This is a genomic window from Streptomyces sp. NPDC025806, from assembly GCF_055558275.1.
In genome coordinates this window covers 101400-116685 of record NZ_JBVHMU010000011.1, presented here as the reverse complement: position 1 = coordinate 116685, position 15286 = coordinate 101400, and the positions used below count along the sequence as shown (strand labels likewise).

The 15286-nt window shown below is 72.8% G+C and carries 14 protein-coding genes; 11 read left to right on the top strand and 3 right to left on the bottom strand.

Annotation, left to right across the window (positions count from 1 at the left end; translation table 11 throughout):
* Positions 1 to 119: 119 nt before the first annotated feature.
* Complete coding sequence (locus tag ACZ4E1_RS25040; RefSeq protein ID WP_467542770.1) at positions 120 to 1100, top strand: AraC family transcriptional regulator; 981 nt, start codon at positions 120 to 122, stop codon at positions 1098 to 1100.
* Positions 1101 to 1168: 68 nt separating this feature from the next.
* Here the strand turns inward: ACZ4E1_RS25040 and ACZ4E1_RS25035 are convergent, their stop codons facing one another.
* A complete protein-coding gene (locus ACZ4E1_RS25035) occupies positions 1169 to 2128 on the bottom strand; it encodes an NADP-dependent oxidoreductase (RefSeq protein ID WP_467542767.1) in 960 nt (319 codons plus the stop codon).
* 77 nt (positions 2129 to 2205) lie between these two features.
* Here ACZ4E1_RS25035 and ACZ4E1_RS25030 point away from each other — a divergent pair, with 77 nt between their 5' ends.
* Both ACZ4E1_RS25030 and ACZ4E1_RS25025 read left to right on the top strand, forming a co-directional pair.
* Positions 2206 to 2607 (top strand): winged helix-turn-helix transcriptional regulator, encoded by a 402-nt coding sequence (locus tag ACZ4E1_RS25030; protein ID WP_467542765.1) that lies wholly within the window; start codon positions 2206 to 2208, stop codon positions 2605 to 2607.
* 68 nt (positions 2608 to 2675) lie between these two features.
* Positions 2676 to 3410, top strand: a complete 735-nt coding sequence (locus ACZ4E1_RS25025) for an SOS response-associated peptidase (protein ID WP_467542763.1) — start codon at positions 2676 to 2678, stop codon at positions 3408 to 3410.
* 20 nt (positions 3411 to 3430) lie between these two features.
* Here ACZ4E1_RS25025 and ACZ4E1_RS25020 read toward each other — a convergent pair whose 3' ends face one another.
* Positions 3431 to 4459: a LacI family DNA-binding transcriptional regulator gene (locus tag ACZ4E1_RS25020; RefSeq protein ID WP_467542761.1), complete on the bottom strand. Its 1029-nt coding sequence runs from the start codon at positions 4457 to 4459 to the stop codon at positions 3431 to 3433.
* A 149-nt stretch (positions 4460 to 4608) separates the two neighbouring features.
* Here ACZ4E1_RS25020 and ACZ4E1_RS25015 point away from each other — a divergent pair, with 149 nt between their 5' ends.
* The 7 genes from ACZ4E1_RS25015 to ACZ4E1_RS24985 are packed head-to-tail and all read left to right on the top strand — an operon-like array spanning position 4609 to position 12737.
* Positions 4609 to 5682, top strand: coding sequence for a C45 family autoproteolytic acyltransferase/hydolase (locus ACZ4E1_RS25015; RefSeq protein WP_467542758.1), 1074 nt, complete (start codon positions 4609 to 4611; stop codon positions 5680 to 5682).
* A 7-nt stretch (positions 5683 to 5689) separates the two neighbouring features.
* Positions 5690 to 7354 (top strand): amidohydrolase, encoded by a 1665-nt coding sequence (locus tag ACZ4E1_RS25010; protein WP_467542756.1) that lies wholly within the window; start codon positions 5690 to 5692, stop codon positions 7352 to 7354.
* The gene (locus tag ACZ4E1_RS25005; protein WP_467542753.1) at positions 7351 to 8370 is read left to right on the top strand and encodes an ABC transporter permease; all 1020 of its coding nucleotides are present in this window, start codon (positions 7351 to 7353) and stop codon (positions 8368 to 8370) included. Before ACZ4E1_RS25010 ends, ACZ4E1_RS25005 begins: the two co-directional genes overlap by 4 nt.
* Positions 8367 to 9242, top strand: a complete 876-nt coding sequence (locus ACZ4E1_RS25000; RefSeq protein ID WP_467542751.1) for an ABC transporter permease — start codon at positions 8367 to 8369, stop codon at positions 9240 to 9242. Before ACZ4E1_RS25005 ends, ACZ4E1_RS25000 begins: the two co-directional genes overlap by 4 nt.
* Positions 9239 to 10261 (top strand): ABC transporter ATP-binding protein, encoded by a 1023-nt coding sequence (locus tag ACZ4E1_RS24995; RefSeq protein WP_467542748.1) that lies wholly within the window; start codon positions 9239 to 9241, stop codon positions 10259 to 10261. The genes ACZ4E1_RS25000 and ACZ4E1_RS24995 overlap by 4 nt, the downstream gene beginning before the upstream one ends.
* Positions 10258 to 11064, top strand: a complete 807-nt coding sequence (locus ACZ4E1_RS24990) for an ABC transporter ATP-binding protein (RefSeq protein ID WP_467542746.1) — start codon at positions 10258 to 10260, stop codon at positions 11062 to 11064. The genes ACZ4E1_RS24995 and ACZ4E1_RS24990 overlap by 4 nt, the downstream gene beginning before the upstream one ends.
* A gap of 14 nt (positions 11065 to 11078) precedes the next feature.
* Positions 11079 to 12737: an ABC transporter substrate-binding protein gene (locus tag ACZ4E1_RS24985; RefSeq protein ID WP_467542742.1), complete on the top strand. Its 1659-nt coding sequence runs from the start codon at positions 11079 to 11081 to the stop codon at positions 12735 to 12737.
* Between the two features lies 1 nt (position 12738).
* On the opposite strand, the gene ACZ4E1_RS24980 is transcribed toward ACZ4E1_RS24985, so the two are convergent.
* The gene (locus ACZ4E1_RS24980; protein ID WP_467542739.1) at positions 12739 to 13689 is read right to left on the bottom strand and encodes a helix-turn-helix transcriptional regulator; all 951 of its coding nucleotides are present in this window, start codon (positions 13687 to 13689) and stop codon (positions 12739 to 12741) included.
* Positions 13690 to 13926: 237 nt separating this feature from the next.
* Here ACZ4E1_RS24980 and ACZ4E1_RS24975 point away from each other — a divergent pair, with 237 nt between their 5' ends.
* Positions 13927 to 15285: an MFS transporter gene (locus ACZ4E1_RS24975; RefSeq protein WP_467542736.1), complete on the top strand. Its 1359-nt coding sequence runs from the start codon at positions 13927 to 13929 to the stop codon at positions 15283 to 15285.
* Position 15286 lies beyond the last annotated feature (1 nt).

The window sequence follows — 15286 nt, the reverse complement described above, 5'->3', positions numbered from 1 at the left end:
CTGGTCGCTTCTCGGGGCCGCGGCGGCCGGGGGTCAATCCTGGTATGCAAAGATCATCTTTGCTATCCGGATCGCGCGGATCACTGTCCTGATCGCGCAGCTCGGCGGTGGAGGTCCGCATGCAAGGTGAAGCACTGCCCCTGGCGAACCGCCAACGGTTCCACACAGCGGACCTATGGGAGGCGCGGGCCGAGGTCGGCCGCGCCTTCTGCCCGCACGAACTCCACATCACGCAGCGCTCGGCGACGCTCGACGCCCGCCTGCACGCCGCGCCCCTCGACCGGACGGGCCTGTACTACCTCGACTACGGCACGGAGGTCCGGATCACGCCCGGTGACCTGGAGAGCTTCTTCCTCGTCCAGATACCGCTCGCCGGCCACGCCAAGATCACTTGCGGTCGCGAAGAGATCGTTTCCTCCCCGGAACTCGCTTCTGTCCCGTCTCCGGCCGGAAAGCTGGACATGCGCTGGGGTGCGGGCAATCCGCAGCTGATCGTGTGGTTCGACCGGGCATCGCTGGAATCGCACCTGGGCAGTCTGCTCGGCCGCGCCGTGCGCCGCCCGATCCGCTTCTCGCTCGGCATGGACCTCGCCGCGGCGGACTCCCGCTCCTGGCTCAACGTCGTCGATCTCCTACGGCGCGAGGCGGAGCGGCCCGACGGCATGACGAACCGGCCCGTCGTGGCGCAGCAGCTCGAATCCCTGCTCATGACCCAGCTGTTGATGGCCCAGCCCAGCAACTACACACCCGCACTGCTCGGCGAGCAGCCGCGTGTCGCCCCGCCCGCGGTCCGCCGTGCCATGGACGTCATCGAGGGGCACGCCGCCGAGCCGCTCACGGTCGCCGAGATCGCGGAATGCGTGGGCGTCGGCGTACGCGCCCTCCAGGAAGGCTTCCGCCGGCACCTCGGCACGACCCCGCTCGCATACCTGCGCATGGTCCGCCTGGACCGTGTCCGCAAGGAACTCCTGACCGCCGATCCGGGCGCGACGACCGTCACGGCCGTCGCGTCCCGGTGGGGCTTCCTGCACCCGGGCCGCTTCTCGCTCGCGTACCGCACACAGTTCGGGGAGTCCCCGTCCGAGACCTTGCGGGCGTAGCGGGCGGGGGAGTTCCCGTCGTACGAGGCCTCATACCGCCCCGGGCGGGGGAGTTCCCGTACGAGGCCTCAGACCGCCCCGGGATCCGGCACCAGGACCAGCCGCCCGCGCAGCCCGCCCTCGGCGACCCGGAGGTGCGCCTCGGCCGCGCGCGCGAGCGGCAGGACGTCGGCGACCCGCAACGTCAGCTTCAGAGCGGCCAGTTCGGCCAGCGCGGCACCGTCGGCCCGGATCCAGTGCTGGTGGACCCGGATCCCGCGCAGGGGCACGGGCGCCGCACCCCCGACCACCGTGACGTGGGCGCCCCCGGTGCGGACGGCGGCCAGAGCGCGGATGCCGGAGCCCGCCGTGTCGAGCGCCGCGTCGGCGCCGCCCGGCACCAGGCGCCGCACCTCGGCCGCGAGGTCCTCGGCGTTGCGGTCGACGGTCCACTCGGCGCCGATCCCGCGGACGAACTCCGCGTCGGCGGCGCCCGCCTGGGCGACGACCCGAAGTCCCAGCCGCGCCGCGATCTCGACGGCGAAGCCACCGACCGCCCCGGCGGCCCCCGTCACCAGCAGGGTGTCGCCCGCCGAGAGGCCGAGCAGGTCCAGCGCCTGGAGCGCGGTGAGGCCGTTCAGCGGCAGCGTCGCCGCGGCCACGGCGTCGACACCGGGCGGAGCGGGCGCGACCGCGACGGCGTCCAGGACCAGATGCCCCGCGTAGGCGCCCAGCGACACGTCGAGCAGATCGCGCAGCCCGATCACCCGCTGCCCGGGCACGAACGCCGTCACGCCCGCGCCGACCCCGTCGACCACACCCGCGACGTCCCACCCGATACCGGTGCGGGCGCGGGCCGTCATCAGTCCGGCCTCGACCAGCGCGCCGGAGCGGGTGACCAGGTCGACCGGGTTAACGGTCGCCGCCTCGACCCGGATCCGCACCTGCCCGGGGCCCGGCTCCGGCACGGGGACCGTCACCGCCCGGAGCACCTCGACACCGCCGTACCCGTGGGCCACCACGGCCCGCATCCGCGCTTCACTGTTCATGCAGCACACCGTAGGGACCGCTACTCTCCCCCAGGAAGTACGCACTTCAAGGTGCGTACGGCACCGGAAGGAGAGCCATGCCCACGCGCACCGCCGCCCACCGCCGGGCCGAGGAGAGCGCCGCCTACGACGCCTACCTCGCCGAGTGCCCCGCCCGGCAGCTCCTGGACCGCATCGCCGACAAGTGGGTCAGCCTCGCCGTCAACGCGCTCGCCGACGGGCCCCTGCGCTACAGCGACCTGCAGCGCCGACTGGCGAGCGTCAGCCAGAAGATGCTCACGCAGACGCTGCGCCACCTGGAGCGCGACGGCCTCGTGACGCGCACGGTGATCCCGGCCGTCCCGGTCCGTGTCGAGTACGAACTGACCGCGCTGGGGCGCTCGTTGCTGCCCGTCATGTGCGCGATCAAGGGCTGGGCCGAGGAGCACATGGACGAGGTGCGGGCCGCCCGGGACACGTACGACGACGCGGGGGACTGACGGGGGCTCTCCGGGGCGTGCGGCCCGGATCCCGCGCCGCGGGCCCGCCGGAGTGGCACAGTGGCGGTATGTGCGGCCGCTACGCATCGACCCGTAATCCGAAGGACCTCGCCGGGCTCTTCGACGTGACCGAATGGCGCCCCGAGGAGGAGCTGGCACCGAGCTGGAACGTCGCCCCGACCGACCCCGTGTACGCCGTCCTGGAACGCCCCGCCCGCGACGACACCGACCGGGTGCGCCGCGAACTGCGCGCCCTGCGCTGGGGCCTGGTGCCCTCCTGGGCGAAGGACCCCAAGGCGGGGGCGCGGATGATCAACGCGCGGGTGGAGACCGTGCACGAGAAGCCCGCCTACCGGCGTGCGTTCGCCAAGCGCCGCTGCCTGCTGCCCGCCGACGGCTTCTACGAATGGGACCCCGTCAAGGACGAGGCGACCGGCAAGGTCCGCAAGCAGCCGTACTTCATCCACCCCGCCGACGACCAGGTCATGGCGATGGCGGGACTCTACGAGTTCTGGCGCGACCCGGACGTGAAGGACGACGACGATCCCGATGCCTGGCTGACGACCTGCACGATCATCACCACCGAGGCCACCGACGAGGCCGGCCGCGTCCACCCCCGCATGCCCCTGGCCCTCACCCCCGACCACTACGACACCTGGCTCGACCCTCACCACCAGGACACCGACGACCTGCGCGCCCTGCTCACGCAGCCGGGAGGCGGCCGGCTGGACGCCCGTCCCGTGTCGATGGCCGTGAACAACGTCCGCAACAACGGGCCTCATCTGCTCGACCAGGTCGGCTGAGCGCCGCCCCGGCGGCCGGTTCAGGCCTGCGTGGGGGTGCGCCGTGACGAGGCCCGCACCCGGAAACGCACCGTCGTCAGCACCGGACCCGCGCTAGGCTCACCCGCGATCCTCGCCTGGAGCAGGTCGAGCAGAGCCAACGTCGTCTCGTCCGCGTGGAGTTCGACCGCAGAGATGGCCGGGCGGCTGTGCCGGGTGTGCTCCGAGTCGGACGCCGCGGCGAGCAGGGTGCGGTCGGGCACGGCGACGCCGCGCGCGGTGAGGCCCGCGAGGACGCCCGCCGCCTGACGGCCCGTGTGGCACAGGATCGCGTCGGGCACCCCGTCGTCCACGATCGTGTGCGCCACGCGCTCGCCTCCCTGCTCGCCCGCGCGCTCGGCCGACATGTAGACGCGGGGCGTGATCCCGGTCCGCCCGCACCAGTCGCGGTACGTCGCCTCGCTGTCGATGTTCCACGCGTTCGGGTCGGTGCCGCGCAGCAGGACGATCGACCGGGCGCCGGCCGCGGCGAAGTGCTCGTAGATCCGGCGGAAGCTCGCGCCGTCGTCCTCGGTGGCCCAGTCGGTGAAGTCCGGGCGGCCCGGGTCGCGGCCCAGGGTCACGTACGGGATCCCGCGCCGTTCGAGCAACGCCACCACCGGGTCGTCCAGGTGAGGCATCGTCACGATGTACCCGTCGAGCGACAGGGCCATCGGCGGGGTCGGACGCTTCGTCAGGTCCGGTACGAGCATGACGCTGAGCCCGCGGTCCATCGCCTGCGCCGAGACGGCGCCGATGTAGCGCGTGAACACGTCGACGCCGCGCGGCGCGTACTCGCCCAGCGCGTCCAGTGAGCGCATGACGAGCCCGATCGCGCCGACCGACGAACGGCGCAGTCCGCGCGCGAGGGCGTCCGCCTCGTAGTCCATCTCCTCGGCGACGGCCCGTACGCGCAGCCGCGTCGCCGCGCTCAGCGTCCCCGTGCCGTTCAGCGCCATCGAGACGGCGGCGACGGACACCCCCGCGCGCTGGGCCACGTCACGGATGGTGACGCCCTTCGATCGAGCCACGGCGGCCTCCCGGTTCCGCGCTCTCCCGCTCCTGAAGTGGCCGGAAAGCGACATGAGCAACACCGTTGTATTAAACGTTTTACCCACTTAGCGTGTCGCCCACTTCTCACTGTGACTGGCCTCACAAGCAAAGGTCGAAGAGCGACACGATGAAGCTGCACACATTCCGCACGACCACCGCCGACCCCCGTGACCGGGGGCGCGAGATCGGTGCGCGGCACGGGGACCGGGTCCGGGACGTCAGCGCCCGCTACCTGGCTCATTTCACCCTGCTCGGCATCCCGGAACCGACCGTCCGCGCCATCGTCGCGCGCAGCCACGACGCCCTGCGCGCCTGGTGCCCGGCCCTCGCCGAGGAGTCCGACGCCCTGGCCGAGGCGTCGGGCGTCGAGGCCTGGCGGGTGGCCGCGATCGGCGCGCGGACCGAGGTGCTCGCCGCGGCGTCCCCGGGCAAGGGCGAGTGCACGACCGCCGTGCATGCCCCGCCCGGCGGTGGACCGCCCGAGACGATCCAGACATGGGACTGGCACGACGGGCTGACCCCGGACGGCCTCCTGCTGTCGCTCGTGACCGGGTCCGGACGCCGGGTGAAGCTGTTCACCGAGTTCGGCGCCGCCGCGAAGATCGGCGTGAACGACGCCGGCCTCGGCCTGCACTTCAACATCCTCCGGCACCGGTCCGACGACGCCTCCGGCGGCGTACCCGTCCACGCCGTGGCCCGCCGCGTCCTCGAAGAGGCCACGACGGTGGAGGAGGCCCACGCCGTCGCCGCCTCCGCGCGCCTGAGCGCGTCCACCGTGCTGACCGTCGTGAGCCACCGGGACGGGCGGTCCGAAGCGGCGTCCCTGGAGATGTCGCCCGCCGGGACCGCCGTGGTGCGGCCCGGGGCGGACGGCTGGCTCCTCCACACCAACCACTTCCTCGACGCCGGGCTCGCCGACGGCGACGCCAGCATCCCGGAGTCCGTGTCCGTCGAGCGGTACGAGCACGCCCGCGCCGTGCGCGCCGCCATGACCGGCCGCCCCGCGCCCGCCCGCGCGGCCGCCTTCTGCGGCGGCGACGGCGCCGACGCGGTGGTGTGCGTCCGCGCCGACCGCTCCCGGCCGGACCACGAGCAGTGGAGCACCCTCCTCACCGCCTCCCTCGACCTTCCCGGCTTCGCCCTCCACCACCGGGCGGGCAGCCCCGACACCGTGGCCCGCGAGGGTCTCGACCAGTTCTGAGGAACCGATGACCAACGACAGCGACCGCCTCGACACGGCCACCGAGGCCGTCCACCTCTACCGCGACGCCCGCGTCTTCACCGCCGACCGGCGCGCCTGGGCCAAGGCACTCGTCGTGGTGGGCGACCGGCTCGCCTACGTCGGCGACGAGGCCACCGCGGCCCGCGTGGCCGGACCCGGCGCCCGGGTCCACGACCTCGGCGGCTCGACCGTGCTCCCCGGCTTCGTCGACGGCCACGCGCACGTCGTCGGCACCGGCGAGGCCGCCGCCCAGGTCGACCTCTGGGGCGCGAACTCCGTCGAGGAGATCCAGCGCCGCATCGCGACCTGGGCGAAGGACCACCCCGACGCGCCCCGCGTCCTCGCCACCGGCTGGAAGCACGCCGACATACCCGGCGGCCACCCCGACCGGTCCCTGCTCGACGCCGTCGTCGCCGACCGGCCCGTGTACGCACAGGCCTACGACTTCCACTCCATCTGGCTGAACACGGCGGCCCTCGCCGAGACCGGCATCGACGCCGGCACGACCGCACCGCCCGGCGGCACCGTCCACCGCGACGAGCACGGAGCGGCCACCGGCCTGGTCGACGAGACCGCGATGCACCACCTCGTGTGGCCCGTGCTCGACGGCTTCACCACCGACGCCGACCGCGACGAGGCCCTGGCGGTCGCCCTCGCGGCCTACGCCCAGTCCGGGGTCGTCGGCTCGACCGAGATGGCCCTCGGCGAGGACGACCACGCGGCGATGCGCCGGGCCGACGCGGCGGGCACCCTGACCACGCGCATCGGCGCGTTCTGGCGCGTCCAGCCCACCGGCGACGAGGCCCGCAACCTCGCCCAGGTCGCCCGCGCCGCCGAACTCGCCGACCAGCACGCCACCCCGTTCCTGCGCGTGACCGGCATCAAGGTCATGGTCGACGGCACCGTCGACGGCTGCACCGCCTCCCTCGGCAAGCCCTACGTGGACGGCACGAACGCCGACCCCGTCTGGAGCCTCGCCGAACTCGCCCCCGTCGTGGCCGCCGCCGACGCCGCCGGACTCCAGGTCGCGATGCACGCCATCGGCGACGCGGCGACCCGCGTCGCGATCGGCGCCGTCGAACACGCCGTCGCCGTCAACGGCCCCAAGCAGCGCCGCCACCGCATCGAACACCTTGAGGTCGTCGACGCCGCCGACATCGAGCGCCTCGCCGCCCTCGGCATCACCGCGAGCATGCAGCCCGTGCACGCCGACCCGGCCATCCAGGAGAACTGGCGGCGCGTGCTCGGTGACGAACGCGTCGAACGCGGCTTCCCCTGGCCCGAGATGACCGAGGCCGGCGCCACCCTCGTGCTCGGCACCGACTCCCCGACCTCTCCGCACGCGCCGCTGCCCAACATGTTCATCGCGGCGACCCGGCGCTCGGCCCTCGACCCGTCGCTGCCCGCCAACCTCGCCCACTACGCGCTGCCGCTCGCCGACGCGATCGTGCACGCCACCCGGGACGCCGCCTGGGCCAGCCGCTCCGAGCACCTGCACGGTCGGCTCGCCGAGGGGCTCTACGCCGACTTCATCGTGCTCGACCGGGACATCTTCGCCCGGCCGATCGAGGAACTCCTCGACACCCGGGTGCTGCGCACGGTCGTCGGTGGCCGCGCCGTCCATCACGTACAGCCGGAGGTGAACCGATGAGTGACGCGATCATGTCGGCCCCCCTGCCCTCCGGGCAGGTGAAGGCGAAGAAGCGGCCCGGCGGGGCGATCGCGCGATTCGTCGCCCTGCGCGTCGCCGGTCTGCTGGCGACCCTGCTCATCGCGAGCCTGGTCGTCTTCGGCGCCCTCTACGCCGCACCGGGCAGCCCGCTCACCTACCTCACGCACGGCCGCACCATGAGCCCCGAGGCCATCACGGCGATCAAGGCCGAGTACCACCTCGACGACTCCGTCGGGGAGCAGTACCTGAGGTGGCTGGGCGGGGTGGCGCACGGCGACTTCGGCACCTCGATCATCTACAACCAGCCCGTGTCCTCCCTGGTCGGCGGCCGTGCCTCGGCGACCACCCTGCTCGTCCTGATGGCCGCGGCGATCGTCCTCGTCCTCGGTCTGGCGATCGGCACCCTGGCCGGCCTCAGGCCCGGCTGGGTGTCCCGGTCGGCCATGGCCGCCGCGACGGGCGTCATGGCGGTGCCGACCTTCGTCGGAGCGGTCGTGCTGATCGTCGTGTTCGCCGTCCAGCTGGAGTGGTTCCCGGTGTTCGGGTCGGGCACCTCGGGCCTCGACGCCGTCTACCACATGGTGCTTCCGTCGTTCGCCCTCGCGCTCGCGTCCGTCGCGTTCGTCGCCCGGCTCGCCCAGACCGCGGTCCGCGCCGAACTGTCCGCCGACCACGTGCAGACGGCGATCAGCCGCGGACTGCCGCGCGGCGCCGTCGTCCGCCGGCACGTGATGCGCAACGCCGCGATGCCCGTGCTCACCGTCGCCGGACTCACCATCGCGGGCCTGATCGCCGGAAGCGTCGTCGTGGAACAGGTCTTCCAGCTCGGCGGGCTCGGCCAGTTCCTCGTCAGCTCGGTCCAGCAGAAGGACTTCCCCGTCGTCCAGGCGATCTGCCTGATGTACGTCGCCGCCTTCATCGTGCTGAACACCCTCATCGACATCGCCTACACACTGCTCGACCCGCGCGTGTCGATCGGGAAGAAGGACTCATGAGCGCAACAGCGGCGGTACGCCGCATCGGAGCCCGCCGGGCCGAACGGCGCCTGGCCCGCCGCACGGGCGGGATCGGAGCGTCCGGCCGGATCGCGGCCGCCCTCCTCGGCGTCGTCGTGTGCGGCGCGCTCCTCGCCCCGCTCCTCTCGCCGCACGCCCCGAACGCCGTCGACCTGTCCGGCGCCTACCAGAGCTCCAGCGGCGCACACCTGCTCGGCACCGACGCGAGCGGACGCGACATCCTCTCCCGCCTCGTCCACGGTTCCCGGACCGCGCTGATCGGACCGTTCCTCGTCGTGCTGATCTCGACGCTGCTCGGCACGGTCCTCGCCCTCGCGGCCGTGTGGTTCGGCGGCTGGTTCGACCAGGTGGTGGTGCGGGTCGTCGACGCCGTGTTCGCCTTCCCCGGACTGCTGCTCGCCATCCTCGCGACCGCCCTCTTCGGCTCCGGACTCCCGGCCGCCGTCGTCGCCCTGTCCGTCGCCTACGTCCCGTACATCGCGCGGATCGTACGGAGCGCGGCGCTGCGCGAACGCAACCTGCCCTACATCGCGGCGCTCCAGGTCCAGGGCGTGCACGGGCTGCGGATCGCGCTCGGGCACATCCTGCCCAACGTGGGCGGCCTGATCGTCGCCAACGCCACCCTCGCCTTCGGCTTCGCCCTCATGGACCTCGCGGGGCTCTCCTTCATCGGCCTCGGGGTGCAGCCGCCCACCTCGGACTGGGGCGCGATGGTCGGCTCCGGCATGTCCGGAGTGCTGCAACAGCACCCGCAGGAAGCGCTGTTCGCCAGCGCGCTCATCGTCGTCACCGTCGGCGCCGTCAACATGCTCGGCGACCGGCTCACGGAGCGCTGGGAGGCACGCTCGTGAACGCACTGCTCGAAGTCGAGGACCTCACCGTCGAGTTGCCGGTCGCGGGCGAGCCCCGCACCGTGCTGCGCGACGTCTCCTTCTCCCTCGACCGCGGAAGCACCCTCGGCCTCGTCGGCGAGTCCGGCTCCGGCAAGTCCATGACGGTGCGCACCATCGCGCGCCTGCTCCCCGAAGGCGCCCGGGTCCGGGGCGGCGTCCGCTTCGACGGCGCCGAGGTGTTCGGCCTGCGCGCCGAGGCCCTGCGGTCCTACCGGGCCAAGGACGTCGCGATGATCTTCCAGGACGCGCGGGCCTACACCAACCCGGTCCGCACCATCGGCGACTTCCTCACCGAGGCCATGCGCATCAACGACCGCATGCCGAAGGCCGCCGCCCTCAAGCGCGCCCGGGAACTCCTCGCCGAGGTCGGCATCGGGGACCCGGAGCGCCGGCTGCGGCAGTTCCCGCACGAGCTCTCCGGCGGCCTGCTGCAACGCGTCATGATCGCCGCCGCCGTCGCCGCACGCCCCCGGCTCGTCCTCGCCGACGAGCCGACGACCGCGCTCGACGTCACCACCCAGGCCGAGGTCGTCTCGATCCTGCGGCGCATGCAGCGCGAGTACGGCATGGCGATGCTCTTCATCACGCACGACCTGGAGCTCGCCGGCGCCGTCTGCGACGAGACCATCGTGCTCTACGCGGGCCAGGTCATGGAGCGCCAGAGGTCCGAGAAGCTGCACGAGGACCCGCTCCACCCCTACACCGCCGCGCTGGTGCAGGCCCGGCCCGAGATCGGCCGGCGCGTCGAGCGGCTGCCCGCGATCGCCGGCCACCCCACCACCGCCTACGAGGCCCCGGACGGCTGCGCGTTCGCCCCGCGCTGCCACTTCGCCCAGGACGAGTGCCGGGCCGGGGTGCCGCCCCTGCTGCGCATCGACGCGGCCCAGACCCGCTGCGTCCGCATGCCGGGCCTGCGCGGTCAGCTGGTGCAGGAGGCGCCCGTCGGCGCCGCCACGAACGAGGAGTCCCCGCGATGACCGAACCGCTGCTCGTGGTCGAGCACCTGACCAAGACCTTCGGCCGGGGCCGGGCCGAGGCCACCGCCGTCGCCGACGTCAGCTTCACCCTCGCCGCCGGCGGATCCCTCGGCATCGTCGGTGAGTCCGGCTCGGGCAAGACGACCACGGCCCGCATGGTCATCGGCCTGGAGCGGCCCTCCGGCGGACGCATCACCTTCCGCGGCGAGGACCGCACCCACCCGCCCCGCTCCGCCCGCAGCCGCCGGGAGCGGGGCCGGGACATCCAGATCGTCTTCCAGGATCCGTACACCTCGCTCGACCGCCGCCAGCGCGTCGGCGACTGCCTCGCCGAGGTCGTCGGCGTGCACACCCGCCTCGGGCGGGACGGGACCCGGGAGCGGGTGAGCGAACTCGCCGAACTCGTGGGACTCGACGACCGGCAGCTCGCCGCGCTGCCGCGCTCGCTCTCCGGCGGCCAGCGCCAGCGCGTCGCCATCGCCCGCGCGCTCGCCGCCGACCCCGACGTCCTCATCCTCGACGAGGCCGTCTCCGCCCTGGACGTCTCGATCCAGGCCCAGATCCTCAACCTCCTCACGGACATCCGACGCAAACGTGGCGTGAGCTACCTGTTCATCAGCCACGACCTCGCCGTCATCCGCCAGGTGACCGACGACACGATCGTCATGCGGAACGGCGCCGTCGTCGAGCAGGGCCCGACAGCCGACGTCCTCGACCACCCGCAGGACCCCTACACCCGCCTGCTGCGCGACAGCGTCCCGCACAGCGGCTGGGACCCCGAAGCCCTCACCGCCCGCCACTGACCAGGAGTCGTTCCATGTACGCACCCCACTCGCGCAGACGACTGTCGGCGCTCGCCGTCGTCGCCACCACCGGCCTGCTCCTCGCCGGCTGCTCCGGCTCCGGTGGCGGAGCCTCCGACGGCGGAGCAACCAAGGCCGCCGACGTGCTGACGACGTTCACGCCGGCCGGCCAGGGCACGGTCGACAAGATCACCTGGAACGTCTTCCAGGGCGAGCCGCAGACCGTCGACCCGTTCCAGTCGGCCGACTACACGCCCAACATGATCAACTCGAACATGTGCGAGACCTTGCTCGCGCAGACGCCCGACTACAAGATCAAGCCCAACCTGGCGGACTCGTTCACCCACCCCGACCCGAAGACCTGGGTCTACAAACTGCGCGACGGCGTCACCTTCTGGGACGGCTCGCCGATGACCGCCGACGACGTCGCGTGGAGCATGAACCACAACATGACGGACAAGGCGAGCTTCTACGGCTACCTGTACCGCAACGTCGCCTCGATCGAGAAGACCGGCGCCGCCGAGGTGACCGTGAAGCTCAAGCAGCCCGACTACCTCTTCAACGACGAACTCGCCAGCTACGCCGGCGTCGTCGTCCAGAAGAAGTTCTACGAGCAGCACGGCAAGAAGGTCGGCACCCCGGGCGTCGGCCTCATGTGCACCGGCCCCTACCAGTTCGCCCAGTGGACCCGCGGGCAGTCGATCACCGCGAGCCGCTACGACGGCTACTGGAACAAGAAACTGCCGCTCAAGGTCAAGACCATCGACTTCACCTTCCTGACCGACGACTCCGCGATCACCTCCGGCCTGCTCTCGGGCCAGATCGACGGCACGTACGGGCCGCCGATGGCCGGCCTGTCCCAGCTGCGCGCCTCCTCCGCCGGCAAGCTCTACTCGGGCCCCGCGCCGCTGGCCGTCACGCTCGTCGTCGCGAACACCAAGGGCGCGATGGGCAACGCCGACGTGCGCAAGGCGCTCCAGATGGCCATCGACTGGAAGGGCATCGGCAAGCAGGTCTACGGCGGCGAGGGCACCCCGGCCTCGCTCCAGACCGTCGAGGCCGCCTACGGCTTCGCCAGGTCCGAACTCGGCACGTACGGCGACTCGGTGAAGACCGACGGCACCCCGAAGATCGACGAGGCCAAGAAGCTGCTCGCCGGCGTTCCCGCCGACGTGAAGAAGAAGCAGATCCGCCTCGTCGTGCCGCAGCAGGCGGAGACCCAGCAGCTCGGCGTCGGCATCAAGGACGCGGCCGACAAGATCGGCCTCAGGTTCAAGCTCGACGTCGTCCCCGCGACCGGCTACTCGAATTACCTCTACGACCCGGCGACGCGCGGGAACACCGACCTGCTGTACACGCAGTTCTGGCCGAACATCCCGAACCCGCTCGACTGGCTCGGCATCACCGCGGTCTCCGGCGGCTCCTTCAACCAGTCCGGGTACAGCGGCATCGACGACCTCTACGCGAAGGCGGTCGCCGAGAAGGACGACAGCGCCCGCGCCGCACTGGTCGTCACGATGGAGAAGAAGCTGCACGACGAGACGGCCCCGATGTTCTCCGGCATCCAGCTGACGAACGACGTCTGGCTCGGCAGCAGGATCACCGGGGCTCCGGCGGCGTTCGACTACGTCTACTACCCGTGGGCGGCCCACCTGGCCGGCACCGGCAAGTAGCTCAACCGGACACGCTCCGTCGGCCGCCACCGGAACGAGCGCCCCGCTCCAGCAGCGCCGCGGGGCCCGACTCCCGGAGGCGGCCGACGAGTTCACCGAGCAGCCGTTCGGTGTCCGCGTCCTCGGGCGTGTAGACCCACATCCTGGTGGCGGGGTCGGCGGTCGCCGCGAACCCGGTCGCCCGCAGGCCGAGCCGGTCCCCGTCGACGGTCCAGAACGACTTGACCCGGGCCGTCGGGGAGGCGACCTCGTGCCGGGCCCACATCTCGGCGAAGCGCGGACTCGCCTCCGACAGCCGCCGCACGAATCCCGTCCACTCGGCGTCCCGCATCCGGTAGCCGAACTCGGCCCTCAACTGGGCCACCATGAAGGAGACTTCACGCTCCCACTCGACGAGCGGCTGCAATCTCTCCTCCGACGTGAACAGGTGCCACAGCACGTTGCGGTCCCCGGGCGGCAGCAGCGTCAGCCCCGGATCGAGCGCCGCGTACGCCTCGTTGTACGCCAGCACGTCGTAGCGGGCGGTCACGAGGGTCGCCGGCAGCGGGGTCAGCGCGTCGAGGACGGCCTGATGCTCGGGCGGACCCGGTGCCGTCGCGGGCGCGTCGAGCGGCACGCTCGGGACGCCCGCGAGCCGGTACAGGTGGTCCCGCTCGGTCCGGTCGAGCTTCAGCGTCCTCGCGATCGCGTCGAGCACCTGGACGCTCGGGTTGATCCGCCGCCCCTGCTCCAGCCACGTGTACCAGGCCACCCCGATGCCCGAGAGGTGAGCGACCTCCTCCCGGCGCAGCCCGGGTGTGCGACGGCGTGTCCCCTCGGGCAGGCCCACCTCGGCCGGCCCGACGCGCTCCCTGCGCCGCCTCAGGAAGGCGCCGAGCTCGGAGCGCCGCCGTGCCTCGCCGCCGGTGTCGGGGCCGGGGCCGGGCGCGGAACGGGGATCTGTCGAGGTCACGGCCCCAGTCTGCGGGACGTGCCCGCCCGTATCCAGATACCCCGGGTACCAGGATCACCGGACGCCTGGTCCCCGGACCGGCGCGCCACGAGCATCGCCCTCATGCGCCGGACCCACACCACACCGACTCCCGCCGCCCCAGCCGCACTTCAGGTCGGCCCGGGCCCCTCTCCCGTACACCCGAAGGCATCTGACACCGACTCGGGCACACCGCGCGACCGCCGCATGCTGGCCGTCATGCTGGGCGCCGTCTTCATGGCCCTGCTCGACTCGACCGTCGTCAACGTCGCCACCCCCGTGATCCGCACCGACCTCGGCACCACCGGATCGGCCCTGCAACTGATCGTCTCCGGCTACACCGTCGCCTACGCCGCCCTCCTCGTCACCGGCGCCCGGCTCGGCGCCCGCCACGGCTTCCGCACCCTTTTCCTCACCGGCCTCGTCACCTTCACCGCCGCCTCACTCGTCTGCGGCCTCGCCCCCGGCGCCGGCGTCCTCATCGGCGCCCGCGTCGTCCAGGGCGTCGGAGCGGCCCTGCTCATGCCGCAGATCTACAGCCTGATCCAGCTCCGGTTCCAGGGCCCTGCCCGCGCCCGCGCGCTCAGCCTGTACGCGGCGGTCATCGGCCTGGGCGTGGTGGTCGGGCAGGTCGCCGGCGGCCTCCTGGTCAGCGCGGACCTGTTCGGCGCGGGATGGCGCCCGGTGTTCCTCGTCAACGTGCCGATCGGCGCCGCCCTCCTGCTCGCCGCGCCGCGCCTGCTCCCCAAGGGCAGGCCGGAGCACGCCAAGAGCCTGGACCTGCCCGGCCTGATCACCCTCACCGCCGCGCTGCTCCTGCTGGTCGTGCCGCTGGTCCTCGGCCACGAGCGCGGATGGCCGCTGTGGGCGCAGGTCTCGCTCGCCCTCGCCGTGCCCGCGTTCGGCCTGTTCGCCCTCGTCGAGCGGGTGGTCGCCCGGCGCGGTGGCGCCCCACTGCTGCCCGCCCGGGTTCTCCGTACGCCCGGCCTCGTGTCCGGGGCCGGGGCCAACTTCTTCGCCATGGCCGGCTATGCGGGCTTCCTCTTCTCCTTCTCCCAGCACCTGCAGTCCGGGCTCGGCGCCTCCGCGACCCGCACCGGACTGACCTTCGCGCCGCTCGCCCTCGGGGTCGCGGCCGGGAGCCTGACCTGGCAGAAGGTGCCCGAGCGGTTCCGCCGCACGATGATCGCCGCCGCGTGCGCGGTCGCGGGAGCCGGGTATCTCGGCATCGGCCTCGCCATGCGCCCCGGCGACGACGGCGGCATCGCCCTGCCCGTCCTGCATCTGGTCGTCGGCATCGGCATGGGCTACGTCACCAGCCCGCTGCTCACCGTGGCGCTCGCCCGCGTCCAGCCCGCCGACGCCGCGGACGCGAGCGGCGTCATGACCACCACCGCCCAGATCGCCCAGGTCCTCGGCGTCGCCGTCTACGGCACCGTCTACCTGGCCTCCGCCGGCGACCAGAGCGCCCCGGCGTCGGCCCACGCGGTCTTCGTCACCGCGCTGCTGGTGGCGGCCGGCGCCCTGCTGAGCGCCCTCGCGGCCCTGACTCTCCCGCGCCACTCCCGCACCGGCTGAT

Bases quoted from the DNA above. Each gene is read 5' to 3' on its own strand.
- ACZ4E1_RS25040 (WP_467542770.1), top strand. From the start codon at position 120: ATGCAAGGTGAAGCACTGCCCCTGGCGAACCGCCAACGGTTCCACACA.
- ACZ4E1_RS25035 (WP_467542767.1), bottom strand. From the start codon at position 2,128: ATGAACAGTGAAGCGCGGATGCGGGCCGTGGTGGCCCACGGGTACGGC.
- ACZ4E1_RS25030 (WP_467542765.1), top strand. From the start codon at position 2,206: ATGCCCACGCGCACCGCCGCCCACCGCCGGGCCGAGGAGAGCGCCGCC.
- ACZ4E1_RS25025 (WP_467542763.1), top strand. From the start codon at position 2,676: ATGTGCGGCCGCTACGCATCGACCCGTAATCCGAAGGACCTCGCCGGG.
- ACZ4E1_RS25015 (WP_467542758.1), top strand. From the start codon at position 4,609: ATGAAGCTGCACACATTCCGCACGACCACCGCCGACCCCCGTGACCGG.
- ACZ4E1_RS25010 (WP_467542756.1), top strand. From the start codon at position 5,690: ATGACCAACGACAGCGACCGCCTCGACACGGCCACCGAGGCCGTCCAC.
- ACZ4E1_RS25005 (WP_467542753.1), top strand. From the start codon at position 7,351: ATGAGTGACGCGATCATGTCGGCCCCCCTGCCCTCCGGGCAGGTGAAG.
- ACZ4E1_RS25000 (WP_467542751.1), top strand. From the start codon at position 8,367: ATGAGCGCAACAGCGGCGGTACGCCGCATCGGAGCCCGCCGGGCCGAA.
- ACZ4E1_RS24990 (WP_467542746.1), top strand. From the start codon at position 10,258: ATGACCGAACCGCTGCTCGTGGTCGAGCACCTGACCAAGACCTTCGGC.
- ACZ4E1_RS24985 (WP_467542742.1), top strand. From the start codon at position 11,079: ATGTACGCACCCCACTCGCGCAGACGACTGTCGGCGCTCGCCGTCGTC.
- ACZ4E1_RS24975 (WP_467542736.1), top strand. From the start codon at position 13,927: ATGCTGGGCGCCGTCTTCATGGCCCTGCTCGACTCGACCGTCGTCAAC.